Origin of the sequence: Amycolatopsis sp. NPDC049252 (assembly GCF_043197175.1) — a bacterium.
Lineage (GTDB): Bacteria > Actinomycetota > Actinomycetes > Mycobacteriales > Pseudonocardiaceae > Amycolatopsis.
Map to the genome: position 1 here is coordinate 21,870 of NZ_JBICSQ010000048.1, position 24,208 is coordinate 46,077.

The 24,208-nt window shown below is 72.2% G+C and carries 25 protein-coding genes; 11 read left to right on the top strand and 14 right to left on the bottom strand.

Translation table 11 applies throughout. The annotated features are described in order from the left end of the window. The first annotated feature begins 6 nt into the window (after nucleotides 1-6). On the top strand, nucleotides 7-705 hold the full coding sequence (locus ACGFMK_RS33645; protein ID WP_392771890.1) for an SDR family oxidoreductase: 699 nt from the start codon (nucleotides 7-9) through the stop codon (nucleotides 703-705). Here the strand turns inward: ACGFMK_RS33645 and ACGFMK_RS33650 are convergent. Together ACGFMK_RS33650 and pafA are read right to left on the bottom strand one after the other, a co-directional pair. Next, on the bottom strand, nucleotides 702-1,727 hold the full coding sequence (locus ACGFMK_RS33650; RefSeq protein WP_392771978.1) for a WD40/YVTN/BNR-like repeat-containing protein: 1,026 nt from the start codon (nucleotides 1,725-1,727) through the stop codon (nucleotides 702-704). The genes ACGFMK_RS33645 and ACGFMK_RS33650 overlap by 4 nt on opposite strands. A gap of 115 nt (nucleotides 1,728-1,842) precedes the next feature. Beyond that, nucleotides 1,843-3,201, bottom strand: a complete 1,359-nt coding sequence (gene pafA / locus ACGFMK_RS33655; protein ID WP_323328316.1) for a Pup--protein ligase — start codon at nucleotides 3,199-3,201, stop codon at nucleotides 1,843-1,845. 143 nt (nucleotides 3,202-3,344) lie between these two features. Here pafA and ACGFMK_RS33660 point away from each other — a divergent pair, with 143 nt between their 5' ends. Beyond that, entirely contained in the window at nucleotides 3,345-4,826 is a 1,482-nt protein-coding gene (locus ACGFMK_RS33660) for a bifunctional phosphatase PAP2/diacylglycerol kinase family protein (protein WP_392771893.1), read from the top strand. A 108-nt stretch (nucleotides 4,827-4,934) separates the two neighbouring features. Beyond that, complete coding sequence (locus ACGFMK_RS33665) at nucleotides 4,935-6,134, top strand: alpha/beta hydrolase (RefSeq protein WP_392771896.1); 1,200 nt, start codon at nucleotides 4,935-4,937, stop codon at nucleotides 6,132-6,134. A gap of 158 nt (nucleotides 6,135-6,292) precedes the next feature. Here ACGFMK_RS33665 and prcA read toward each other — a convergent pair whose 3' ends face one another. The 4 genes from prcA to dop all read right to left on the bottom strand — a co-directional run bounded on the left by prcA (nucleotide 6,293) and on the right by dop (nucleotide 9,945). Then, the gene (prcA, locus tag ACGFMK_RS33670) at nucleotides 6,293-7,105 is read right to left on the bottom strand and encodes a proteasome subunit alpha (protein ID WP_392771899.1); all 813 of its coding nucleotides are present in this window, start codon (nucleotides 7,103-7,105) and stop codon (nucleotides 6,293-6,295) included. A 55-nt stretch (nucleotides 7,106-7,160) separates the two neighbouring features. Continuing rightward, nucleotides 7,161-8,018 carry a proteasome subunit beta gene (gene prcB, locus ACGFMK_RS33675; protein ID WP_323328326.1) on the bottom strand — a complete coding sequence of 286 codons (858 nt, stop codon included), beginning with the start codon at nucleotides 8,016-8,018 and terminating at the stop codon, nucleotides 7,161-7,163. 143 nt (nucleotides 8,019-8,161) lie between these two features. Further along, nucleotides 8,162-8,356 (bottom strand): ubiquitin-like protein Pup, encoded by a 195-nt coding sequence (locus tag ACGFMK_RS33680; protein WP_013226725.1) that lies wholly within the window; start codon nucleotides 8,354-8,356, stop codon nucleotides 8,162-8,164. 86 nt (nucleotides 8,357-8,442) lie between these two features. Then, on the bottom strand, nucleotides 8,443-9,945 hold the full coding sequence (gene dop / locus ACGFMK_RS33685; RefSeq protein ID WP_392771904.1) for a depupylase/deamidase Dop: 1,503 nt from the start codon (nucleotides 9,943-9,945) through the stop codon (nucleotides 8,443-8,445). 42 nt (nucleotides 9,946-9,987) lie between these two features. Here dop and ACGFMK_RS33690 point away from each other — a divergent pair, with 42 nt between their 5' ends. Beyond that, nucleotides 9,988-10,506 (top strand): NUDIX domain-containing protein, encoded by a 519-nt coding sequence (locus ACGFMK_RS33690; RefSeq protein WP_392771907.1) that lies wholly within the window; start codon nucleotides 9,988-9,990, stop codon nucleotides 10,504-10,506. Here ACGFMK_RS33690 and ACGFMK_RS33695 read toward each other — a convergent pair. The 3 genes from ACGFMK_RS33695 to ACGFMK_RS33705 form a co-directional block, all read right to left on the bottom strand. After that, entirely contained in the window at nucleotides 10,497-11,105 is a 609-nt protein-coding gene (locus tag ACGFMK_RS33695) for a hypothetical protein (protein ID WP_392771909.1), read from the bottom strand. The genes ACGFMK_RS33690 and ACGFMK_RS33695 overlap by 10 nt on opposite strands. Before the next feature lie 68 nt (nucleotides 11,106-11,173). Continuing rightward, complete coding sequence (locus tag ACGFMK_RS33700; RefSeq protein WP_392771911.1) at nucleotides 11,174-12,124, bottom strand: aldo/keto reductase; 951 nt, start codon at nucleotides 12,122-12,124, stop codon at nucleotides 11,174-11,176. Continuing rightward, complete coding sequence (locus tag ACGFMK_RS33705; protein ID WP_323328337.1) at nucleotides 12,121-12,456, bottom strand: hypothetical protein; 336 nt, start codon at nucleotides 12,454-12,456, stop codon at nucleotides 12,121-12,123. The genes ACGFMK_RS33700 and ACGFMK_RS33705 overlap by 4 nt, the downstream gene beginning before the upstream one ends. Before the next feature lie 92 nt (nucleotides 12,457-12,548). On the opposite strand from ACGFMK_RS33705, the gene ACGFMK_RS33710 reads away from it, so the two are divergent. Then, on the top strand, nucleotides 12,549-12,884 hold the full coding sequence (locus ACGFMK_RS33710) for an ArsR/SmtB family transcription factor (RefSeq protein ID WP_392771914.1): 336 nt from the start codon (nucleotides 12,549-12,551) through the stop codon (nucleotides 12,882-12,884). A 66-nt stretch (nucleotides 12,885-12,950) separates the two neighbouring features. Continuing rightward, entirely contained in the window at nucleotides 12,951-13,844 is an 894-nt protein-coding gene (locus ACGFMK_RS33715) for a TIGR03620 family F420-dependent LLM class oxidoreductase (protein ID WP_392771918.1), read from the top strand. Here ACGFMK_RS33715 and ACGFMK_RS33720 read toward each other — a convergent pair. After that, on the bottom strand, nucleotides 13,821-14,669 hold the full coding sequence (locus tag ACGFMK_RS33720; protein ID WP_392771920.1) for a DUF3626 domain-containing protein: 849 nt from the start codon (nucleotides 14,667-14,669) through the stop codon (nucleotides 13,821-13,823). The two genes, ACGFMK_RS33715 and ACGFMK_RS33720, sit on opposite strands and share 24 nt — an antisense overlap. Nucleotides 14,670-14,766: 97 nt before the next feature. On the opposite strand from ACGFMK_RS33720, the gene ACGFMK_RS33725 reads away from it, so the two are divergent. Continuing rightward, on the top strand, nucleotides 14,767-15,693 hold the full coding sequence (locus ACGFMK_RS33725) for a DMT family transporter (protein WP_392771923.1): 927 nt from the start codon (nucleotides 14,767-14,769) through the stop codon (nucleotides 15,691-15,693). A gap of 57 nt (nucleotides 15,694-15,750) precedes the next feature. On the opposite strand, the gene arc is transcribed toward ACGFMK_RS33725, so the two are convergent. After that, nucleotides 15,751-17,553: a proteasome ATPase gene (gene arc, locus ACGFMK_RS33730; protein WP_392771924.1), complete on the bottom strand. Its 1,803-nt coding sequence runs from the start codon at nucleotides 17,551-17,553 to the stop codon at nucleotides 15,751-15,753. Between the two features lie 361 nt (nucleotides 17,554-17,914). Between arc and ACGFMK_RS33735 the strand changes: the two genes are divergently transcribed. Continuing rightward, entirely contained in the window at nucleotides 17,915-18,781 is an 867-nt protein-coding gene (locus tag ACGFMK_RS33735; protein ID WP_392771927.1) for a hypothetical protein, read from the top strand. A gap of 13 nt (nucleotides 18,782-18,794) precedes the next feature. Next, nucleotides 18,795-19,241, top strand: a complete 447-nt coding sequence (locus ACGFMK_RS33740; RefSeq protein ID WP_392771929.1) for a hypothetical protein — start codon at nucleotides 18,795-18,797, stop codon at nucleotides 19,239-19,241. Here the strand turns inward: ACGFMK_RS33740 and ACGFMK_RS33745 are convergent. The 3 genes from ACGFMK_RS33745 to ACGFMK_RS33755 all read right to left on the bottom strand — a co-directional run bounded on the left by ACGFMK_RS33745 (nucleotide 19,238) and on the right by ACGFMK_RS33755 (nucleotide 22,092). Continuing rightward, nucleotides 19,238-20,038: a pentapeptide repeat-containing protein gene (locus ACGFMK_RS33745; RefSeq protein ID WP_392771931.1), complete on the bottom strand. Its 801-nt coding sequence runs from the start codon at nucleotides 20,036-20,038 to the stop codon at nucleotides 19,238-19,240. The genes ACGFMK_RS33740 and ACGFMK_RS33745 overlap by 4 nt on opposite strands. A 4-nt stretch (nucleotides 20,039-20,042) precedes the next feature. Next, entirely contained in the window at nucleotides 20,043-20,873 is an 831-nt protein-coding gene (locus tag ACGFMK_RS33750; protein ID WP_392771934.1) for a tRNA (adenine-N1)-methyltransferase, read from the bottom strand. 64 nt (nucleotides 20,874-20,937) lie between these two features. Then, on the bottom strand, nucleotides 20,938-22,092 hold the full coding sequence (locus ACGFMK_RS33755; protein ID WP_392771937.1) for a site-2 protease family protein: 1,155 nt from the start codon (nucleotides 22,090-22,092) through the stop codon (nucleotides 20,938-20,940). Nucleotides 22,093-22,493: 401 nt separating this feature from the next. Here ACGFMK_RS33755 and ACGFMK_RS33760 point away from each other — a divergent pair, with 401 nt between their 5' ends. Both ACGFMK_RS33760 and ACGFMK_RS33765 read left to right on the top strand, forming a co-directional pair. After that, nucleotides 22,494-23,411 carry a RecB family exonuclease gene (locus tag ACGFMK_RS33760; protein WP_392771939.1) on the top strand — a complete coding sequence of 306 codons (918 nt, stop codon included), beginning with the start codon at nucleotides 22,494-22,496 and terminating at the stop codon, nucleotides 23,409-23,411. Further along, nucleotides 23,411-24,202, top strand: a complete 792-nt coding sequence (locus ACGFMK_RS33765; RefSeq protein ID WP_392771941.1) for a thioesterase family protein — start codon at nucleotides 23,411-23,413, stop codon at nucleotides 24,200-24,202. The genes ACGFMK_RS33760 and ACGFMK_RS33765 overlap by 1 nt, the downstream gene beginning before the upstream one ends. Nucleotides 24,203-24,208 lie beyond the last annotated feature (6 nt).

The window sequence follows — 24,208 nt, forward strand, 5'->3', positions numbered from 1 at the left end:
GGGGGCATGGATGATCGTGTTCTCCTCATCACCGGTGCCTCCCGCGGCCTGGGTGCCGCGACCGCGCGGCTGGCCGCCGCGTCCGGGTTCAAGGTCGCCCTCGTGGCCCGCAAGGCCGAGTCCGTCGCGCCGCTCGCGGCCGAACTCGGCGAAGACCGGGCGCTGGCGCTGGGCGCCGACGTCGCCGACTGGGCGGCCATCTCCGGCGCCGTCGCCGAGACCGTCGGGAGGTTCGGCCGGCTCGACGCGGCCTTCGCCAACGCCGGGATCGGCGTCGGGACGTCGTTCTTCGGCACCGGCGACCCCGACCCGACGGCGTGGGAGGAGATGGTCCGCGTCAACGTGCTCGGCGCGGCCTACACCGCCCGCGCGGTACTGCCCGCGCTGGCGGAGTCGACGGGGCACCTGCTGATCACCGGCTCGGTCGCCGGCCGCTACATCCGCAACGCGAGCCTGTACTCGGTGACGAAGTGGGCGGTCACCGGCATGGCCGGGGCGATCCGCGAGGAGGCCGTCGGCACCGGCGTGCGGGTCACGCTGATCCAGCCCGGGATCACCGACACGGACATCCTCAACGAGGAGCAGCGCAAGAAGCCGCAGCTGGTGCCGGACGACATCGCCCGGGCCGTGCTCTACGCGCTGCAGCAGCCGCCGTCGGTCGACGTCAACGAGATCATGGTCCGGCCGACCGGGCAGGTGCTCTAGCCCAGCCGGGCGACGCGGCCCTTGGTGCCGGACGCCCAGCAGCTGCCCAGCGGGGTGCAGTCCACGCTGTCGAAGCTGCCGGTGTCGAACGGCGTCCAGTGCCGCCCGCCGTCCGGGCTGAGGTCGCTGCCGCCGGGGCCGACGGCGAGGACCGTGCCACCGCGCCAGGCCAGCCCGGAGCGGTACCCGGCGGGGTACTGCCCCGGGGTGCGCCAGGTGCGGCCGCGGTCCGACGACAGCGCCACGGCGGGGCCGGGCGCCGTCGGGTTCGCGAAGTCGCCGCCGATCGCGACGCCCTGCCACGGCGTGCGGAAGGCGAGGGCGAACACGCCGGCCGACGGGCTGCTCGGCAGCGGCGTGGCCGACGCCGTCCAGTGGCGGCCGCCGTCGCCGGAGTGCAGCACGCGGGCCGTGGCGCCGCCACCGGTGGCCAGCCAGGCGTCGAACGGGCCCGAGGTGGTGACGCACTGGCCGCTGGCGGCGAACCCGGCCTCACCGGGCAGGGCGGGCGGAAAGCCGCTGTCGGGGACCTGGCGCCAGCTGCGGCCGCCGTCGAAGGTGGCCTGCATCCGGAACCTGCCGTCCACGGGGTCGCTCATCGCCAGGCCGCGCCACGGGTCGAAGAAGGCGAGGCAGTCGTAGAACGCGGCGGCGTCGGTGTTCTGGAAGGTCTGGCGCCAGTGCGCGCCGGCGTCGTCGGTCCGGTAGACGCGGGAGTCGGTGCCGGGGCCGATCGAAAGGAGCACGGCGTGGTCGGCGTCGAAGGCCTCGACGTCGCGGAACTCGAGCGTGCCGGTGTCCGGCGGGCCGACGGACTTCCAGCTCCGGCCGCCGTCGACGGTGCGCAGCACGGTGCCCTGGGTGCCGCTGACCCACGCGACCCGGGCGCTGACCGCCGACAGGCCGCGGAACTGGGCGGTGACGCCGGTCGCGCTCAGCTCCCACTTCGGCAGATGCCCGGACGCGGACGCCGGCACCGCGAGCGCCACCAGAAGACCGACCACGAGAACCACCGCACGCACGACACGCATGGGCCAGATCCTGCCGCACCCGCCCGCCGACTTTCGTAGGGTCAAAAGCCGTGAAGGCCCCATCGAGGGACTCCGAGTCCCTCGATGTGGCCTTCACGGACCTTGGCTAGAGCGAGCTGATCAGGCGTTCGACGCGCTCGTCGACCGAGCGGAACGGGTCCTTGCACAGCACCGTGCGCTGGGCCTGGTCGTTCAGCTTCAGGTGCACCCAGTCGACGGTGAAGTCGCGCCCGGCGGCCTGGGCGGCGGCGATGAAGTCGCCGCGCAGCTTCGCCCGGGTCGTCTGCGGCGGGGTGTCCTTGGCCGCCTCGATCTCGCCGTCGTCGGTGATCCGGCGGACCAGGCCCTTGCGCTGCAGCAGGTCGAAGATGCCCCGGCCACGGCGGATGTCGTGGTAGGCCAGGTCGAGCTGCGCGATCCGCGGGCTGGACAGGTCCAGGTCGTGCTTGTGCCGGTAGCGCTCGACCAGCCGGTGCTTGATCGCCCAGTCGATCTCGGTGTCGATCTTGCCGAAGTCCTGCTGCTCGACCGCGTCCAGCGCCCGGCCCCACAGCTCGATGACCTTGTCGTTGGCCGGGCTCGAGCCGTTGTCCTTGAGGTGCTGCACCGCGCGGGCGTGGTACTCGCGCTGGATGTCCAGCGCCGAGGCCTCGCGCCCGCCGGCCAGGCGCACCTGGCGGCGGCCGGTGAGGTCGTGGCTGATCTCGCGGATCGCCCGGATCGGGTTGTCGAGGGTGAAGTCGCGGAACTGGACCCCGGCCTCGATCATCTCGAGCACCAGGTTCGCCGACCCGACCTTGAGCATCGTCGTCGGCTCGGCCATGTTCGAGTCGCCCACGATGACGTGCAGGCGCCGGTAGCGCTCGGCGTCGGCGTGCGGCTCGTCGCGGGTGTTGATGATCGGGCGCGAGCGGGTCGTGGCGCTCGAGACGCCCTCCCAGATGTGCTCGGCCCGCTGCGACAGGCAGTAGACCGCCCCCCGCGGCGTCTGCAGCACCTTCCCGGCGCCGCAGATGAGCTGGCGGGTCACCAGGAACGGGAGCAGCACGTCCGCGATCCGGGAAAACTCACCCGCGCGGGTCACGAGGTAGTTCTCGTGACAGCCGTACGAGTTGCCCGCCGAGTCCGTGTTGTTCTTGAACAGGAAGATGTCGCCGCCGATGCCCTCGTCCGCCAGCCGCCGCTCGGCGTCGACCAGCAGGTCCTCGAGGATCCGCTCGCCGGCCTTGTCGTGCGTGACGAGCTGGACCAGGTCGTCGCACTCGGCCGTCGCGTACTCGGGGTGCGAGCCGACGTCGAGGTAGAGCCTCGAGCCGTTCGACAGGAAGACGTTCGAAGAACGGCCCCACGAGACGACCCGCCGGAAGAGGTAGCGCGCCACCTCGTCCGGAGAGAGCCTGCGCTGGCCGTGGAAAGTGCACGTGACCCCGAACTCGGTCTCGATGCCAAAGATCCGCCGCTGCATCCCACCAGAGTAGGCGCTGCACCCCCCTCGACGGTGGGCCGTTCGGGCGTCGACACGCCCCCAGTAGGCCACAGACGGTGAAATGCCCCCGAATCAGGCACGATTGGAGCACATCCCTTGACGTCGCGCGGAAGGCGGACCTCTTGTCACACCAGCTCATCCGGGCGTTCCGGCGGGTCGGCCGGACCGACCGCGCCCTGATGCGCCGCGGCGCCCGCCTGCCGGCCACGAAGGCCGACGACGCGCTGATGGCGCTGTCCCGGTCGGCGAACAAGTCCCGCCTGTGGTGGGTGGTCGCCGCGGGACTGGCCGTCCGACCTGGTGCGACCCGCCGCGGCGCGCTGCGCGGAGTCGTCGCCATCGCCGGCGCGAGCGCCGTCGCGAACCTGATCGGCAAGCCCGTCTTCCCCCGCCGCCGGCCGGCCGAGGAGGAGACGCCGATGCACCGCCGCCTGCGGAAACGCCCGACGTCGTCGTCGTTCCCCTCCGGCCACTCCGCCTCCGCCGCGGCCTTCGCGACGGCGGTGGCCATGGAGTCGCCGCGCGCCGGGCTCGCCGTCGCGCCGCTCGCGCTGGCCGTCGCCTACTCGCGCGTCCACACCGGCGTCCACTGGCCCTCCGACGTGGGCGTCGGCATCGCCATCGGTACCGGCGTGGGCCTGGCGACCCGGCACTGGTGGCCGCTCCACGACGACGTCCCCGGCCGCACCGCCCACGACGCCGACGCGCCGGAGATGGTCGACGGCGAGGACATGCTCGTGCTGGTCAACCCCGGTTCCGGGGTCCAGGGCCAGGACCCGACCGAGGACGCCCGGTACGCCTGGCCGAAGGCGGAGATCCTCTACCCGGACCCCGAGCAGGACCTGCGTGCCCAGCTCGAAGCCGAGATCGACGCGCGCGGCACCGTCCGCGCCCTCGGTGTCGCGGGTGGTGACGGCACCGTCGCGGCGGTCGCGTCGGTGGCGGCCGAACGCGACCTCCCCCTCGCGCTGATCCCGGCCGGCACGCTCAACCACTTCGCCCGGGACATCGGCATCCACTCCATGCCCGACGCCGACGCGGCGACCGAGGTCGGCAACGCCGTCGGCATCGACCTCGGCGAGGTCCAGGTCGAGGGGGGCGACGGCCCGGCGCACCGCTGGTTCGTCAACACCGCCAGCCTCGGCGGCTACCCGGAGATGGTCCGGCTGCGCGAGAAGCTGCAGGAAAAGCACCCGAAGTGGCCCTCGGCGGCGATCGCGCTGGCCCGGACGCTGCGGCACGCCAGACCGCTGACCGTCCGGCTCAACGGCAAGCTCACCCAGGTGTGGCTGCTGTTCGTGGGCAACGGCACGTACGCGCCGAAGGGGTTCGCGCCCAGCCGCCGTCCCGCGCTCGACACCGGCCTGCTCGACATCCGCTACCTGCGTGCCGACCTGCCCTACTCGCGGGCCCGGTTCCTGCTGGCCATGGTCACCCGCACCCTCGCGGCCAGCCACGTGTACCAGGAGCTCGACCTGCCCGAACTGGACGTCGAGCTGCTCGACGGCCACCGCCGCGTCGCCACCGACGGCGAGGTCGGCCCGCTCGGCAACCGGTTCCGCTTCCGGTCCCGGCCGAGTGCCCTCACCATCTACCGTCTTTAATCTTCGTTTACTTTCTCTCAACGAACCCACAGGGTCCCCTGGCTAGCGTCAAGATCGAGATGCGGGCCCTCCTGCCCGCCGCCAGGGGACTAGTGGGGTTTCGATGAAGTGGCGCGCGTGAGCCCGCAGGTCGCCGTCGATCCGGTATTGCCGGGTGACATCACGGCCCGGGCCCGTGACCTCGGGCCGTTCGAATCGCCGTTCATCTGGCTCGCCTTCGCCACGGCGGCGGTCGCCGTGCTGGCGGCGGTGATCGCGCTCGCGCACCGGCGTCGCGTCCGCCGCTGGGGGTTCACCGCGGTCGGCGTCCTCCTGCTGCTCGCCGCGGTCACGGCCGTGAACAGCTACGTCGGGTACGTCCGCACGTCCGACGACCTGGCCCGGCTGCTCCAGCGCGGCCCCGGCGCCGTCAACCTCGCCGGCCGGCTGCTCGACGACGACCACGAGGCCCCGTCGGACCCGGGTTCGGCCTCGGAGTCCAGACCCCACGGCGGCACCGGCGTCGCGGCCGTGGGCCAGAGGATCGACGTCGTCTCGCTCCCCGACCCCGCGCACGGCGTCCCGTCCGGCAGCAACTACGTCATCCTCCCGCCCGGCTACGGCGACCCCGCCAACGCCGGCCGCCGCTACCCCGTCGTCTACCTGATCCACGGCTACCCGTTCGGCGGCCCGCGCGACTGGCTGACCTCCGGCGACGCCCCCGGCACCCTCCAGGCGCTGCAGCAGGCGAACGTGATCGCCCCGATGATCGTGGTCAGCGTGGACCTGACCGCCGGTGTCCCCACCGACTGGGAGTGCCTCGACGTCCCCGGCGGCCCGCAGCTGGAGACCTACCTGGCGAGCACGGTCGTCCCGGCGATCGACCACCGCTACCGCACCCTGGCCGACCGCACCCACCGCGCCCTCGGCGGCATGTCCGGCGGCGGGTTCGGCGCGCTCAACATCGGCCTGCACCACGTCGACGAGTTCGCCACGCTGATCATCGCCCTGCCCTACGACGATCTGAACGACTCGATCGGCGTCCTCGGCGGCAACCAGTCCGCCATCGCCGCCAACACCCCGCGCCGCTACCTGCCGACGATGAAGTTCCCGGCGCCGATCTCGGTGATGCTCGCCGTCGGCACCGGCGCGCCCACCGACGTCACCACCGCCCACCGCATCGCCGACGCGCTCCACGCCCGCGGCCAGGACGCCGTCGTCCACGCCGAACGCGGCTTCAACCACACCTGGCACACGGCCCGGGCCACCCTGCCGTACCTGCTCGCCTTCGCCGACCAGAACTTCCGGCAGTCCCCCGCCACGTCCTGAAAGCCGGTTGCCCGGGTTGAACCACGGATCATGGACCTCGAAACCCACTACGCGACCGGCCCGCCCGAAACGTCCCGGCTCGCGATCGCCCGCCACCCGGCCTGACCGCGGACGCGAAAACGGGGCGTAGCCACCGGCCACGCCCCGTTTCGTCCGGGCTACTCGCCTTCGGGCTTCTCCGGCTCGTCGACCACCGGGTCCGGCACCGGCAGCAGCGCGTCGAGCGCCGCCCCGGTCAGGCGGCGGAACGAACGCCGCGGGCGGTCGCGGTCCAGCACCGCGACCTCCAGCTTGATCGGGTCCGCCTCGCCGTTGCCGTTCGCGGACGCGCTCGCCGACGCGGACGACGAGGAAGAAGACGACGACGAACCGGCCGAAGTGGACGCTGTCGCGGCCGGCTGGGTCGGCGTGCGCAGCGCGGCGACCGCCACGCCCAGCGCCGCCTGCAGGTCCAGGCCGTCCTCGAACGTCTCCTTCAGCTTCGTCGCGATCTTCTCGGTCAGGCCGCCCATCACGATGTACTGCGGCTCGTCGAAGATCGAACCGTCGTAGGTCAGCCGGTACAGCTGGTCCTCCGCCGCGCTCGCCCCGACCTCCGCCACGCAGATCTCCACCTCGAACGGCTTCAGCTGCTCGGTGAAGATGCTGCCCAGCGTCGCCGCGTAGGCGTTCGCCAGGCCCCGCGCGCTCACGTCGCGCCGGTCGTACTGGTAGCCCTTGAGGTCGGCGTGCCGGATCCCGGCCACCCGCAGGTTCTCGAACTCGCTGAAGCGCCCGACCGCGGCGAAGCCGATCCGGTCGTAGATCTCGGACACCTTGTGCAGCGTCGCCGACGGGTTCTCGGCCACGAACAGCACGCCGCCCGCGTACTTCAGCACCACCACGCTCCGGCCGCGCGCGATGCCCTTGCGCGCCAGCTCGGAACGCTCCCGCATCAGCTGCTCGGGAGAGGCATACAACGGCATCGTCACGGTGTGCGCTCCAGGTCTTTCGGTGTTTCGGCGTTCACTGGTTCAGTCCGGCGCTTCAGGAGAGCCGCTGCTGCTGGCGCTCGATCCGGCCGGCCACCACGGCCTCCGCGACCGCCGCCGTCTCCGACTCGGGCAGCTGCACGGCGCCGTGCTCCGCGGTGATCGTCACGACGCTCGGGAAGATCCGGCGCACCAGGTCCGGCCCGCCCGAGGCGGTGTCGTCGTCGGCCGCGTCGTACAGCGCCTCGACCGCGACCCGGGTCGCGCCCTCGACGTCGGCGTCCGGGTCGTGGAGCTTCTTCAGCGCGGATTTCGCGAACAGCGAACCCGAACCGATCCCGGCGTACCCGCCGTTCTCCTCGTACCGCCCGCCCGCGGCGTCGTAGGAGACGATCCGGCCCGCGTGCTTGGCGTCCTCGGCCTCGAGGTCGTACCCGACGAACAGCGGGATCGCCGCCAGCCCGGCCATCGCCATCTCGAGGTTCGCCTTGACCATCCCGGCCAGCTTGTTCGTCTTGCCGTCCAGCGACAGCGAAACGCCCTCGATCTTCTCGTAGTGCGCCAGTTCGACGGCGTACAACCGCACCATCTCCACGGCCAGCCCCGCCGTGCCCGCGATGCCCACCGCCGAGTACTCGTCGGTGACGTGCACCTTCTCGATGTCGCGGCTCGCGATCAGGTTCCCCGACGTCGCCCGCCGGTCACCCGCGATCAGCACACCGCCCGCGAACGTCAGCGCGACGATCGTCGTCCCGTGCGGCACACCCAGCTCCGCCACACCACCACCGGACACCCGGCGCTCAGGGAGCAGCTCCGGCGCCTGCACCCGCAGGAAGTCCGAAAACGACGACGACGCCGACGAGAAGTACGCGGCCGGCAGCGCGGGACCCGAGATGCCCCTGGTGTTGTCCATACGTGCTCAAAAATCCCATCTGTGCGGGCCATGGGGGCCGGTGCCCCGCGCCCGGCGACCCCGGCCCGCACGGACCACGGTCACCACCACGCGGAACCCCGGCCGCCGGCTGAACGGTCGGCAAGGGCGCGGCGCCCGAGCGGCTACTCGCCGCCCTTCTGCACGTAGGCGCGGACGAAGTCCTCGGCGTTCTCTTCCAGCACGTCGTCGATCTCGTCGAGGATCGTGTCGACGTCCTCGCCGAGCTTCTCGCGCCGTTCCTGACCCGCCGCGCCGGTGTCGTCGAACTCCTCGTCGGAGTCACCACCGCCGTGCTTTTCGATCTTTTCCTGGGCCATCTCGCCTCCCGGTGTGGCTGATGTTTCCTAGCCTACCCAGCGGCCCCGACATTCGGGGTCAACGCCGCGTTCCGTGTGCGTACCGCCTAGTCCGAACCGGTGAGCGCCTCCACCAGCTCCTCCGCCGTCGCCGCGTTGTCCAGCAACTTGCCGACGTGCGCCTTGGTCCCCCGCAGCGGCTCCAGCGTCGGGATCCGCACCAGCGACTCCTTGCCGACGTCGAAGATGACCGAATCCCACGACGCGGCCGCGATCGAGCTCGCGTACTTCTCCAGCGCCCGGCCCCGGAAGTAGGCCCGCGTGTCCGACGGCGGCGTCGTCACCGCGGCCAGCACCTCTTCCTCGGTCACCAGCCGCTTCATCGACCCGCGCGTGACCAGCCGGTTGTACAGGCCCTTCGCCAGCCGAACGTCCGAGTACTGCAGGTCCACCAGCCGCAGCCGCGGCGCGCCCCAGGCGAGGCTGTCCCGCTGGCGGTACCCCTCCAGCAGCCGCAGCTTCGTCGGCCAGTCCAGCCGGTCCGCGCACTCCTGCGGGTCCCGCGCCAGCGCGTCCAGCACCTCGCCCCAGACCCGCAGCACCTCCTTGGCCGCCTCGTCCGCGCCCGTGCGCTCCAGGTTCTGCGAAGCGATCTCGTGGTAGGCGAACTGCAGGTCCAGCCCGGTGTACTTCTTGCCGTTCGCCAGGGCGACCTGCGCCTTCAGCGTCGGGTCGTGGCTGATCTGGTGCACGGCCTTGACCGGCTCGTCCAGCTTCAGGTCGTCGAAGCGGATGCCGGACTCGATCAGGTCCAGCACCAGCGCCGTGGTGCCGACCTTCAGGTAGGTCGAGTACTCGGACATGTTCGCGTCGCCGATGATGACGTGCAGCCGCCGGTACTTGTCCGCGTCCGCGTGCGGCTCGTCGCGGGTGTTGATGATCCCGCGCTTCAGCGTCGTCTCCAGGCCGACCTCGACCTCGATGTAGTCCGCACGCTGGGAGAGCTGGAACCCGGCTTCCTCGCTCTGCTGCCCGATCCCGACCCGGCCCGACCCGGTCATCACCTGCCGCGACACGAAGAACGGCGTCAGCCCGGCGATGATCGCGGTGAAGGGCGTCGACCGCGCGCACAGGTAGTTCTCGTGCGTGCCGTAGCTGGCGCCCTTGCCGTCGACGTTGTTCTTGTACAGCTGGAGCGGCGGCTGCCCGGGCACGGACGCCGCCTTGAGCGCGGCTTCCTCCATCACCCGTTCGCCCGCCTTGTCCCAGATGACCGCGTCCCGCGCGTTCGTCACCTCGGGCGCCGAGTACTCCGGGTGCGCGTGGTCGACGTACAACCGCGCCCCGTTGGTCAGGATGACGTTCGCCGCCCCGAGGTCCTCGACGTCCGGGTCGTGCCCCGGCCCGCCGGGGCCGGTCAGGTCGAACCCGCGCGCGTCGCGCAGCGGCGACTCCACCTCGTAGTCCCACCGCGCCCGCCGCGCGCGCGGGATGTCCGCCGCCGCCGCGTAGGCGAGCACGACCTGGGTCGAGGTGAGTACCGGGTTCGCCGTCGCGTCGCCCGGCACCGAGATGCCGTACTCGACTTCGGTTCCCATGATCCGCCGCATGTCCACCACCCTACGGGGTGGGCCTAGTGGGACGATGCACCCATGCCAGGCAGTGACGAACTCGTTGCCCTCTATGACCGGACCGGTTCGGTGGTCGGCTCGACCACCCGCTCCCGCGTCCGCGCGGAGGCCCTGTGGCACGCCGCCGGCGTCGTGCTGGTCCGTTCGGGTGACGGAAACGCGGTCTACGTGCACCTCCGCACCCCCGGCAAGGACGTGTTCCCGTCCACCTGGGACTGCTGGGCCGGCGGTGTGGTCGCCGCCGGCGAGTCACCGGCCGACTGCGCCCGCCGCGAACTGGCCGAAGAGCTCGGCGTCCAAGGGGTGGAACCCGTTCCGCTGTTCACGAAGGTGTACGACGACGGCCGCAACCGCTGCCACAACTTCGCCTTCGAGGTCCGCTGGGACGGCCCGATCCGCCACCAGGCCGAAGAGATCGTCGAGGGCCGTTGGATCCCCCTGGACGAGCTGCGCGCCTGGATCGACGACCCGGCGCCGGAGCTGCCGTTCATCCCCGACGGCCGCGAAGGCGTCCAGGAGTGGTTCCGCCGCTACGGCTGAGCCGGGGGCGCCGTCAGCTTCGCCGCCATCGCGGGCAGCAGCCGCTTCGCCGCGTCGACCGCCCGCGCCTCGGTGCTCGCCGAGACGGTCAGCCCGGACACCAGGGCGCCCTTGGCCAGCAGCACGGTGCACGTCTTGCCCTCGCACCAGGCGCCCTGGCGGTCGACCCCGGCCTGCGCCGGGATCTCGACCGGGTGGCCGGCACACTCCGCGTTCGCCACGACGTCGGCACCCCGCTGGTCCGGGTACACGGCGACCCGGTGCCGCAGCACCGACCCGCTCGGGTACCGCCAGCTCACCGTCCGGCTCGTCGCCGACGTGTCGCCCGACAGACAGCCCGAAGCCGCGTCCGTTCCCCGCTCCACGCCCTCTTCGGCGACGTCCTGGTCGGTCAGCAGCGCCCGCTCCGCGAGCGGTCCCGGATCCGGGGCCGGCGGGGTGACCGGCGCCGCCTTCGGGGCCGGCTCCTGGACTTCGGGTGCCCGCGCGGGCTGCGTCGCCGACGAGACCGGATCGTCGTAGTACGTCTCGAGGTTGTTCGGGTCGGGCCCGTCGCATCCCGTGAGGCCGACCAACGCGACCGCGGCCAACGCAACCACCTGGCGATGACGCACCTGCTCCGGCCCTCCCGTTGTCCGTGTGTGCCTGCGAAGAGTAGTGCAGCCGCTCAGTGCCACCCCAAAGAGGACCGGTGACGCCAGTACTCCCCCGGATCCTCCGCCAGCCCGGCCAGCACGGCTTCCTCGTCCGTGCTCAGGGAAAGCGTGGCAGCCCGCAGGTTCGCCGCCAGCTGGGGCGAGCTCGCCGGCCCGAGCACGACCGTGTCCGCCCAGTCGTTCGCCAGCACCGCCGCCACGGCGACCGCGTCCGGACCCGTCCCGTGTGCCTCGGCGATGTCCAGCACCGCCTGCGGCGCCTCGACCGCGAGCCGGCCGTTGGCCAGGGTTTCCTTGACCAGCACCCGGTTCCCGGCCGCGTGCGCCGCGGCCAGTGCCGGCCCGGCAGAGGGTTCCAGCGGGTTCCACGTCGACTGCACCGCCGAGAACACCGGCCGCCCGGCCACTTCCAGCCCGAACGCGCGCTCGATCGCGTCGGCCTGGGCGGGCCCGGACGTCGAGAACCCGACCGCTACGCCGTTCGCGGAGAGTTCCGCCAGCGCCTCGACCAGCGGCTCGTCGGTCAACAGTGGACTGTCCACTGTGAGCGAATGGACCTGGTAGAGGCGCACCCGATCCCCCAGCAGCGCCAGGGTTTCCGCCCACTGCGCGGCGAACCGCGCCGCCGAGTGCTCCTTCACCTCGTGCACCTCGGCGTCGATCCGCCACTCGCCGACGTAGGCGTAACCCCACTTGCTCGAGACGTCGACGTCGGTGTGCCCGCGCTCGTCGAGCCAGCCGGCCAGGAACTCCTCCGAGCGCCCGTAGGAGCGGGCGACGTCGACCCGACGGATCCCCGCGGCGTAGGCGTCGTCAAGCACGGTGAACGTCGCGGCCCGCATCGACGCGACGTCGCGCACGGCCGGCAGCGCCCCGTCCCGCCCCAGGTTGATGTAGGCGGGCCGGCCCAGCGCCGCCAAGCCGAGTGCGATGCGCTCTGCGCCTTCCACGGGGGTCCTCATCCGTTCTGCTTGTGCCGGAGGATGGCGAGCCACTGGCCGGCCGTCTGGGCCTGGCGGTGCAGCTTCTCGAGACGGGCGGCCGGGGCCCGGACGTAGCCCTTGCCGAAGACGGGGGCGATCTGGCGGAGGCTGGCGCCGCCTTCGCGGGCGGCGAGCAGCGCCCAGTCGGACGCGTCGGCGCAGGCCGCGGACGCGCGGCGGAGCTCGCCGAGGATGTCGATCAGCTCCTGGGCGCTCACCTCCTCCGCGTCGACGGCGGCGGCCGTCGTCTCCAGCCAGGCCATGACGTCGGCTTCGGTGATGGGCGCGCGGGGCCGGGTTTCTTCGCTCACAGCCCGGAAGTATAGGTCGTTATACGGGAGTGGGCGGGGAGCCCGCGCCCGTGTCGCATCGGCCTGTCGCGATCTGATCTACCATCGGCACGATGACGACGCGCACCGGCTCCGCGCCGGAGGTCGAGCAGCTGCTCGAGGTGTTCAAGGCGCTCGCGAACCCGGTGCGGCTGCAGATCCTCGGGTGGCTGCGGGAGCCGGAGGAGAACTTCCTCGAGGAGCGCGGCCGGATGGTGGTCGAGGCCGGGGTGTGCGTGAGCCACATCCAGGCGAAGGCCGGCCTGGCGCAGTCGACGGTCTCGGCCTACATGGCGTCCCTGCAGCGTGCCGGGCTGGTGCGCGCGACCCGGGTCGGCAAGTGGACGCACTACCGGCGCGACGAGGAGCGGATCGCCCGGATCGTCGAGATCCTCGGCCGCTCGCTCTGACCACCCCTCTCCCCCGACGTCCTCGCGGCCGTTGACTCATATCGACTTTCTGCGATACTTCGATCCATGAGCACGCTCGAGCACACGCGGCTGGGCCGCTACGGGATCTGGACGTTCGACTTCGAAGACCAGCCGGCAAGCCGGATGCGCGACACCGCGCAGGAACTGGAGGAGCAGGGCTGGCCGGCGCTCTGGATCCCGGAGCGCGACGGCCGGGAAGCCCTGACCCACGCCGGGTTCCTGCTGGCCTCGACCCGGCACCTCACGGTCGTCAACGGCATCGCCCAGATCTGGGCCCGGGAGCCGCAGTGGACGCGCGGAGCGGCCCTGCTGCTGGCCGACGCCTACCCGGACCGCCACGTCCTGGGTCTCGGTTTCGGCGGCGGCCGCCCCGGGACGACGAGCCCGCTGCGGGCCATGAGCGAGTACCTCGACGCCATGGACGCCGGCGCCGGCACCAATCCGGCGCCGAGCGGGCCCGAACGGCGCATCCTGGCCGCGTACGGGCCGAAGATGCTCGAGCTGGCCCGTGACCGCACCGCCGGCGCGCACACCTACCACGTGACCCCGCGGCACACCGCGCAGGCGCGGGAGATCCTGGGCGGCGCCTTCCTCGGCGTCGAGCAGGCCGTGCTCTTCGAGACCGACCCCGGCCGGGCGCGCGAGATCGCGCGGGCGCACCTGCACCCGTACCTGACGCAGAAGTACAACGTCGCCAAGTTCCGGCGGCTCGGTTACACCGAGGCCGACCTCGACGGCGGCCGCGGGAGCGACCGGATCGTCGACGACCTCGTGGCCTGGGGCGACGTCGGCACGATCACCGCCCGGCTGGGCGAGCACCTCGACGCGGGGGCCGACCACGTCGGCGTCCAGGTCGTCGGGATCGAGCCCGGCGGGTCGGCCATGCCGCAGTGGCGGCGGCTGGCCGAGGCGCTCCTACCGGCCGGCGTCACCGCGTAACCCGAAGCGCGCGGTGCAGTGCCAGACGCGCTTGAGGGTCTGGGGATCGTGCCGGCCGGCCCGCACGGCGTCGCCGACGACGCGGGCGTCGAGCCACCCGCGCTCGGCGATCTCCTTGCCGGCCCGCACGACGTCCTCACCCCGGTAGTCCGCGTGCTCGGCGAGGACCGCGACCGGGAGCCGGAACCCGTGGTGCCACTCGACCGGGAACGGCAGCGCGCCCGCGGCCGCCTCGACGTCGGTCCCGCGGAACGCCGGGTCCAGCACCAGGGCCTCGACGTCGGTGTCCAGCCGGAGCGGGCCGTGCACGTGGGCCTCGATGTGGTCGTCGAGTTCGTCCAGTTCGGCCGCTTCGGCGAGCGGCACCAGCGGCAGGTGCTCGGCGGTGCCGAAGTCGGCCGGCTCGGCGAAGCTGTCCGGGTAGCAGAAGGTCGTCCGCCGCAGCACGTCCCGCTTGAGCCGCAGGTGGGACGAGCCGAACCGGACCGAACCACCGGCCGGGCGGCGGCGGTAGTTGAGCGAGCCGTACTTGGGCCGCGCGGACGCCGGCCCGTCGTCGTAGGCACCGCCGAAGATCCGGTGCTCCCAGCGCCAGCGGTCACCGCCGGGGTGGGCGGTCAAGCCGCCGTTGCTCGTGCCGGTCTCGAACTGCGAGCGGTAGACGCCGTCGTCGAGCAGGTGCCGCAGCAACGGCACGCCCCCCACCAGGCGGTCCGGGTGGAAGTGCACGGTGACGTCCAGGTCGGCGGCCAATGGCGGCCCCGACACCAGACCGGCGACGTGCGCGATCGCCCGCCTCCATGACGTGTCGTTCTCGTCCCCCATGGGCCTGATCCTACCCCGGCGGTATAGGTCGTTATACACAGTACGACGGCCGAAAACCGCTGGCTCCGCAGGCGGTCGCCGGGCTTGACTGCGCGTCATGGGTTTCGGGGTGACCGTGCGGTTCGCGTTGCTGGCGATCGTGTGGGGTGCGAGTTTCCTGTTCATCAAGGTGGGCCTCGACGGCCTCTCCCCCGCCCAGGTCGCGCTGGCGCGGGTTTCGCTGGGCGCGCTGGCGCTGGCCGCGGTGCTCGTCGTTCGCCGTCGCGCACTCCCCCGCGATCCCGCCCTTTGGGGTCATCTCGCGGTCGTGTCGGTGCTGCTGTGCGTGGTGCCGTTCCTGCTGTTCTCGTGGGCCGAGCAGTACATCTCGTCCGGGTTGGCCAGCATCTTCAACGCGACGACACCGCTCATCACGATGTTGCTGGCCGCGGCGGCGCTGCCCGAGGAACGGTTCACGCCGCCACGGGTGCTGGGGCTGCTGCTCGGTTTCCTGGGCGTGCTCACGATCGTCGGGGTGTGGCACGGCGTCGACGTGTCGCACCAGCTCACGGCCCAGCTCGCCTGTCTCGGCGCCACGACGTGTTACGGCGCCTGCTTCGTCTACATGCGCCGGTTCGTCTCACCGCGCGGCGCGGACCCGGTGGTCGTCGCGTTCGGGCAGACCGCGTCCGCGACGGTCATCCTGGGCCTGCTGGCGCCGGCCATCGCGACCGCGCCGATCCACCTGACGCTCCCGGTCGTGCTGAGCATGGTGGCCCTCGGCGTCTTCGGCACGGGCATCGCCTACGCGTGGAACGTCCGGATCATCGCGGCCTGGGGCGCGGCCAACGCGTCGGCGGTGACGTACCTCACACCGGTCGTCGGCGTCCTCCTGGGCGTCCTGGTGTTGCACGAGCCGGTGAGCTGGAACCAGCCCGCCGGCGCGATCCTGGTGGTGCTGGGCATTCTCGCCGCGCACGGACGGATGCGCGTCCGACGCAAAGCGGCAGTACCGACGCCCGAAGCCGAACTGGTCCGGGACTGACCCCGGACACGCCGATGGGGCGGCCGCCGTGGCGACCGCCCCATCGGATATTCGGTACTACAGGTACTGCCCGGTGTTCGTGGCGGTGTCGATCGCCCGCCCCGAGTCCTGGTTCTTGCCGGTGACGAGCGTGCGGATGTAGACGATCCGCTCGCCCTTCTTGCCGGAGATCCGGGCCCAGTCGTCCGGGTTGGTGGTGTTCGGCAGGTCCTCGTTCTCCGCGAACTCGTCGACGATCGCGTCCAGCAGGTGCTGCACGCGCAGGCCGGGCTGGTTGGTCTCCAGCACCGACTTGATGGCCGACTTCTTCGCCCGGTCCACGATGTTCTGGATCATCGCGCCCGAGTTGAAGTCACGGAAGTAAAGGACCTCCTTGTCCCCGTTGGCGTAGGTCACCTCGAGGAACCGGTTCTCGTCGCTCTCCTCGTACATCCGCTCGACCGTGTGCTGGATCATCGCGTCGAACGTCGCCTTCGAGTCCCCGCCGAACTCGGCGAGGTCGTCGGCGTGGATCGGCAGGCCTTCGGCCAGGTACTTGGAGAAGATGTCCTTCGCGCCTTCGGCGTCCGGACGCTCGATCTTGATCTTGACGTCGAGCCGGCCCGGCCGCAGGATCGCCGGGTCGATCATGTCCTCACGGTTCGAGGCACCGATGACGATGACGTTCTCCAGGCCTTCGACACCGTCGATCTCGGAGAGCAGCTGCGGGACGATCGTGGTCTCCACGTCGGACGAAACGCCCGACCCACGGGTCCGGAAGATCGAGTCCATCTCGTCGAAGAACACGATCACCGGGGTGCCCTCGGAGGCCTTCTCCCGCGCCCGCTGGAAGATCAGGCGGATGTGCCGCTCGGTCTCCCCGACGAACTTGTTGAGCAGCTCGGGACCCTTGATGTTCAGGAAGTAGGACTTCCCGTCCTCGTTGTCGCCCCGCGCCGCCGCCACCTTCTTGGCCAGCGAGTTCGCGACCGCCTTGGCGATGAGCGTCTTGCCGCAGCCCGGCGGGCCGTAGAGCAGGACGCCCTTCGGCGGGCGCAGCTGGTACTCCTGGTAGAGGTCGGCGTGCAGGAACGGCAGCTCGACCGCGTCCCTGATCTGCTCGATCTGCCGGGTGAGGCCGCCGATGTCCTCGTAGCGGACGTCCGGCACCTCCTCCAGCACCAGGTCCTCGACCTCCGCCTTCGGCACGCGCTCGTACGCGTAGCCGGCCTTGGAGTCGACCAGGAGCGAGTCGCCGGGCTTCAGCGGCTGCTCCGCCAGCAGATCGGAGAGCAGGACCACCCGCTCCTCGTCCGCGTGCCCGACCACCAGCGCACGGGGGCTCGCGCCCTCGACGTCGGGGGCGAGCACCTCGCGCAACGCGCACACCTCGCCGGTGCGCTCGAAGTCGCCGCCCTCGACCACGGTCAGGGCTTCGTTGAGCCGCAGCGCCTGGCCGCGTCGCAACGACGAGATCTCCACCGCAGGTGAAACGGACACCCGCATCTTCCGGCCGGCCGTGAACACGTCCACCGTGTTGTCCTCGTACGACGTGACGAACACGCCGTACCCGGACGGTGGCTGGGCCAGCCGGTCGACCTCTTCACGGAGAGCGAGGAGCTGTCCTCGCGCTTCGCGCAGGGTTTCGACCAGTTTGGTGTTGCGCTCGGTGAGCTGGCTCACCCTTTCCGAGGCCTCGGCGAGTCGCTGCTCGAGAACCCGGTTCTGCCGTGGCGAGTCGGTCAGTTTGCGGCGCAGCAGCGCCACTTCCTCCTCGAGAAAACGGATCTGCCGAGCTTGCTCGTCTGCCGTAGTCCCAGCTCCGGATGTTGCTGAAGGGTCGGCCTCCTCGCGCCGACCTCCGGGAAGGTCATGATGCATCGGGCACCTCCTCGGAGTGCTTTTCATTCCACGGTACCGGCGATCACCGACAAGAAAAGGCCTTTCCGCATCACAAGATCGGCGCGTCGCGGTTTCTTCCCTGCGTCCAGCACGGACATTCCCGCAGCACAAGGGGCCATTTGTGTGCCGTGACACGAGTTCGGAGCGGGCCCATCCGGTGCCGGACGAAGCAAGCACGACGGGAGTACCCGGCCCCCGGCGCCGCCAACCGCGCCGAAGCCGGGCAATTCCGGCCAGTTCCGCCCTAACCGCGCGGCGAGCACGCGCGGTGACTAGCATCGGGCCGACGCGGCCACCGGATGGCCGAATCTCGGCGAAGGAACGCTAGGGGGCACCACTCATGACCTACCCGCCGCAGCAACCGGGCGGCTACGGCCAGCAGCCCGGCGGCTACGGGCAGCAGCCCGGGCCCTACAGCCAGCCCCAGCAGGGTGGCTACCCCCAGAGCGGTCCCCAGCCCCAGCCCGGCTACGGCGGCACCCAGCAGTTCGGCCAGCCCGACCCCTACGGGCAGCCGCAGCAGGGCGGTTACCCGCCCCAGACGGGCTCTCAGCCCCAGTACGGCGGCCAGCCGGACCAGTGGGGGCAGCAGCAGGGCGGCTACGGCCCGAACCAGCAGAACTTCGGCGGCTACGACCCGTACGGCGGCGGTGGCGGTGGCTTCGGTGACGCTCCGCCGCCCAAGAAGAAGAAAACCGGGCTCGTCATCGGCATCGCGGTGGGCGCGGTCATCCTCGTCGGCGGTGGCGTCACGGCGCTGGTGCTGGCCCTGAACGGGGACGACAGCAACAGCGCGGCGCCGCCCGCGAGCAGCAGCTCCCCGGCGCCGACGTCGGCGCCGAAGTCCACCCCCAAGAAGTCCACCTCGCCGACCAGCCCGTCGACGAAGGGCACGAAGCCGGCCGCCGGCCCCGCCCCCGGCGGGAAGCCCAGCTCGCAGGAGCTGTTCGCCTCGACGATCGACGCGTACAACGCCGGCGACGAGAAGGCCCTCGGCAACGTCATCTGCCGGAGCGTCTTCGAAGGCACCACGGGTGACATCCCGAAGGTCACGGTGAAGCTCACCGGCGACCCGCAGGAGACCGGGGACAAGGCCACGGTCCGGTACTCGGCCACCGACGGCAAGGCGACCAAGGTCGGCACGATGTCGGCAGCCAGGGAGTCCGGTCTCTGGTGCCTGTCCAACGTGCAGGCGGACGGCTCGTGAGGCCGCGCCGGCGGTGAACCGCGCGCTGACCGCGGGCCTCGTCCTGGCCGGCGTGGCGGTGGTGGGCGTGGTGCTGGGACTGCTGCTCGTCGCCCCGTCCGGAACCACACCGCCGTCGGCCACCCCGCCCCCGGCGACCCGCACCTCGACGTCCGCGCCCCCGGACGAGGTCGACTCGGCGGCGGTGAACGTGCTGGCCAAGGCGATCGTCGACGCCATCACCCGGCACGACTCGGCGGCGTTCGGCAAGCTGACCTGCCGCCCGCAGAGCGCCGAGGCGCTGGCCGGGCTGCAGCGGACCTGGGACGCGGCGGGCCCGGTGACCGCGACCCTCCCGAAACCCCCGGAACTGCGCGGCGAGTCGGCGACGGCGGTGGTCCACGTCGAGGCCGCGGGCGGGACCAAGGACACGCCGTTCCCGCTGCACAAGGAGAACGGCAAGTGGTGCGTGCCGGGTTAGCCCGGCGGCCCGGACCCCGCCGGCCAGCGGGTGGCACCGTCCGACTCGACGCCGTCGAGGACCGCGCCGGTGAGGACCGCGCCCGTGAGGTCGGCCCCGCGCAGGTCGGCGCCTCGTAGGTCCGCGTTCCGCAGGATCACGTCCGTCAACGTCGCTCCGGTGAGCTTCGCGTCCCGCAGCTTCGCGTTTTCCAAGTTGGCCCCGGCGAAGCAGACCCTCGGGATCGCGAGGCCGTTCAGGTCGGCGCCGCGCAGGTCCACCCGTTCCAGCTCCGACGCTGCTCCCGGCCCGATCACCGTGCCGCGGTTCAGCACCGACAGCGCGGCCGCGACGTCGTTCGCGATGCCACCGCCGTCGCGCGGCGGGGTGTCGGGCTTCCACGGCGCGCGGAGACCGACGAACGACGTCAGCAGGGCGTGAACGTGCCCGTTGTAGCGGGGATCCAGCTCGGCCAGCCACTCCAGTGCGTACACCGCGCCCTGCCGGGTCGCCTCGTTCTCCCCGGCGAGCAGCTCGATCGCGTTCGTGAACATGTCGATCGACCGGCCCTCGCGGTTGAGCACGAGCTGCCGGGACGTCAGGTAGGCGCCCAGCGCCACGCCGCCGAGGGCGAGGAGGCCGCCGAACGCCTGCAGGAGCGTGGCCCGGACGTCGTTGACCGCCTTGAGCCGCTCCGCCGTGCTCAGCCCCGGGGTGGCGCCGACGAGCCACGCGGGCGCGAACACCACGCACAGCGCGACCAGCACGGCGAACACGAGCACGCCGGCCGCGAGCCGAAGCCGGCCGCGCCGGGCCATTACGTCAGCCCTTGCCCTTGGCGGGCCGCCGCGACACGCGCGGGGACACCGTGCCGTCGGCCAGGCGCCGCGCCGTCAGCAGGAACGCCGTGTGGGCCACCATGCGGTGGTCGGGGCGGACCGCCAGGCCGACCACGTGCCAGGGGCGCATCAGCGTCTCCCAGGACTCCGGCTCGGTCCAGCACTGCTGCTCGCGCAGCGACTCCGTGACGCGGGACAGCTGCGTGACCGTCGCGACGTAGACCGTCAGCACGCCGCCCGGCACCAGGTGGGCGGCGACGTTCGGGAGCTGGTCCCACGGGGCCAGCATGTCGAGCACGACCCGGTCGACCTCGCCCTCGTGGGTGGCCAGGTCCGCGACCGTGAGCGACCAGTTGGCCGGCTTCTCGCCGAAGAACTTCACGACGTTGTGCTCGGCGTGCACCGCGTGGTCGTCGCGGATCTCGTACGAGCTCACGTGCCCGGTGGAGCCGACCGCGCGCAGCAGCGAACACGTCAGCGCGCCCGAACCGGCGCCGGCCTCGAGCACCCGCGCGCCCGGGAAGATGTCGCCCCACATGACGATCTGGGCGGCGTCCTTCGGGTAGATCACCTGGGCACCGCGGGGCATGGACAGCACGTAGTCCGGCAGCAGCGGCCGCAGCGCGAGGTAGGTCGAGCCGCCCGCCGAGGTGACCACCGACCCCTCGGGACGGCCGATGAGGTCGTCGTGGGCGAGACCGCCGCGGTGCGTGTGGTACTCACCGCCGTCGGCCAGCGTCAGGGTGTAGTGCCGCCCCTTCGAGTCGGTCAACTGAACCCGATCACCCGCACGAAACGGTCCGCTGACCGACAACACTTCCTCCAGAACCCCGGAAACGACCGACGACAGATCTTCGCAGGCCGTCCGGGTCGTGACCTCAGCGGGTGCGGCGGTTCAGGGCGGCCCGCAGGTCGTCCCGGCGCAGCACGCCCGCGGGGCGGCCCTCGTCGTCGACCACGAGGAACTGCCACGCCGGGGTCTCGCGGACCCGCTCGACGATCTCCTCCCCCGGTTCGGAGGCCAGCAGCACCGCCTCGGCCCGGATCGGCTCGGCCGCCAGCTCGGCCGGCGCGTGCGGCGAGGTGCTCGCCAGCCGCTCCGCCGCGCCTTCGTCCAGCAGCCCGGCCGCGACGCCGTCCGCGCGGACCAGCACCACACCCCGGCCCGCCGACGCGGCCAGCGCGTCCGACACCGGGCTCTCCGCCGGAAGCTGCAGCACCGGCCGGATCAGCTCGCCCAGCACCAGGCCCTCGGGCCAGCCGCGACGCCGTTCGGCGGCCAGTTCGGACCGCGCGCCCAGGATCACGAACCACGCCGTGACGACGCAGACGCCCAGCCGCAGCCAGCGGTCGGGACTGTCGGTCGCCAGGCCCCACAGCGCCCACACGAGCAGCCCCGCGGCCACCACCGCGCCGCCGCCCACCGCGGCGCGGGTGCCCTTGGCACGGACGCCGGTGGCCGCCCAGACACCGGCGCGGACCAGCCGCCCGCCGTCCAGCGGCAGGCCGGGCAGGAGGTTGAACACGCCGACCGCGAGGTTCGCCACCGCGCATTCGGCGACCAGCAGCCACACCGCGCCGCCGGAGGGCACGGCGAACATCAGCAGCCCGCAGAACCCGCCCAGCACGAGCGACACCGCCGGGCCCGCCGCGGCGACCAGACCTTCGTCACCGGGCCGTTTCGGCGTGCGGGCGACTTCGGACAGCCCGCCCAGGAGGAACAGCCGCAGCCGCCGGACCGGGATGCCCAGGCGCAGCGCGACCAGGCAGTGGCCGAGCTCGTGGAGGAGCACGGACAACCCCAGCAGCAGCGCGAACGCCGCGGCGAGCAGCCACGACATCACCGGCGAGACGTCCGGGAGCAGCCGCCCGACCAGCGGCGCGTACAGGACGACGACGATCAGCGAGCCGATCCACCACGACGGCGCCAGCAGCACCGGGACACCGGCGACGCGGAACAGCACGAGGCCGCCGCCGTCCCCGAGGACGGCCTGCCGGGAGCCCCCGGTGCCCTGCTCACTGGTCGCGGCCATGCCGGAGAGCCTAGAGCCCCGGGTGTCAGGAGCGGGTGATCCGCCCCCGCCCGCGACCGGGTCGTGTCAGTACTCACCCCGAATCGGACGATACGCGTACCCAGGCGGACGACACGCGTACCCAAGAGGACGACACGCGTACATGGACGGACGACACGGCCACCGGCGTCGTGTCGTCCGTCCAGGTACGCGTGTTCGCCGTTCAGGTACGTGTGTTCGCTGTTCAGGTACGCCGGCCGGCTCTCCGGGCACGCCGCCGATCGCCGTCGCGCAGGAGCCGATCCGTCAAGCGCGCCGGCCGACCGGCCAGGGCACGGGGGCCGGCCTTCCGTGTACACCGGGATCACCGTCCGGGCGTTGCGGTCGCCGGAACTGTCGTACCCCGGCGTTACGCTCTGCCCATGCCCGACGCCGACACCGTCACCACGGACCCGCTCGTCCCCGTGCAAGCCGCGGACTCCGCCGTCGCCACGCAGGTGCGGCGGCGGCCCGCCCTGTCGCCGTCCCGGGCCAGTGACTTCAAGCAGTGCCCGCTGCTCTACCGGTTCCGCGCGGTCGACCGGCTGCCGGAGGTGCCGACCAAGGCCCAGCTGCGCGGCACGCTCGTCCACTCGGTACTCGAACGGCTCTTCGCGCTGCCCGCGGGCGAACGGGTGCCGCCGAAGGCGCGTGAGCTGCTGGGCCCGGCGTGGACGGAGCTGTCCGCCGACCGTCCGGAGTGGACCGAGCTGTTCGACGCCGAGAAACCGGACGACCACGCGGAATGGCTGCGCTCGGCCGAAAAGCTGCTGGACGCCTACTTCGGGCTGGAAGACCCGCGGCGGCTCGAACCGGAGGCCTGCGAGCTGCACGTCGAGATCGAGCTCGGCTCGGGTGTGCTGCTGCGCGGCTACATCGACCGGGTCGACGTCGCGCCGACCGGCGAGATCCGGGTCGTCGACTACAAGACCGGGGCCGCGCCGCGCGAGATCGGCGAGGCCAAGGCGATGTTCCAGATGAAGTTCTACGCCGTGGTGCTGTGGCGGCTGCGCGGGATCGTGCCGCGGCAGCTGAAGCTGATGTACCTGACCGACGGCCAGTCGCTGGCCTACACGCCGGACGAAGCCGAGCTGATCCGCTTCGAGCGGACGCTGGAAGCCATCTGGCAGGCCATCCTCAAGGCGGGCAAGACCGGCGACTTCCGGCCCAGCAAGAGCAAGCTGTGCAATTGGTGCGACCACCAGGCGCACTGCCCCGAGTACGGCGGCACACCGCCGGCGTACCCCGGCTGGCCGGAGCCCGACGCGGGCGAGGAGACGCCGCTGGACCGGGCCGACTGATGGCCGACGCGTTCTTCGTCCCCCTCGGCGAGGGCCGGTACTCCGCCACCGCGCACACGGCCGGGCCGTGGTCCCCGGACTCCCAGCACTTCGGGCCGCCGTCGGCGCTGCTGGTCCGGGCGCTCGAAAACGTCGAACAGCAGCACCCGGCCGAACTCGCGCGGGTGACCGTGGAGATCCTCGGCCCGGCGCCGGTCGCCGAGCTGATGGTCCGCGCCCGGGTCGAGCGGCCCGGCCGGTCGGTCGAGCTGCTGCAGGCCGAGCTGGCCTCGGCCGAGCGGGTCGTCGCGCGGGCCTCGGCGTGGCGCATCGCGACGTCGGACACCGCGGAGGTGAGCACCGACGGCGGCCCGCTGATGCCGGCGCCGGACACCGTGACGGAGTCGGCGTGGCCGGAGGGCTGGAACGGCGGCTACCTCGACGCGCTGGAGTGGCGCGCGGTCCGCGGCGCCATGGACGTGCCCGGCCCGGCCGCGGTGTGGGCCCGCCAGCGCGTCCCGCTGGTCGACGGCGAGGAGCCGAGCGGGCTGCAGCGGCTGTTCGCGGTCGCCGACTCCGGCAACGGCGTGTCCAACTACCTCGACCCGCGGAAGTGGTGGTTCATCAACTCCGAGCTCACCGTGCACCTGCGCCGGCCGCCCGCGGGCGAGTGGATCGGCCTCGACGCCGTCACGCTGGTCGGCAAGCACGGCGTCGGCACGGCGACGAGCATCCTGCACGACGCCGACGGCCCGGTGGCCACCGGCGCGCAGGCGCTGATGGTGCGCCCGCGACAGGCCGGGGGCGGATAGCCACCC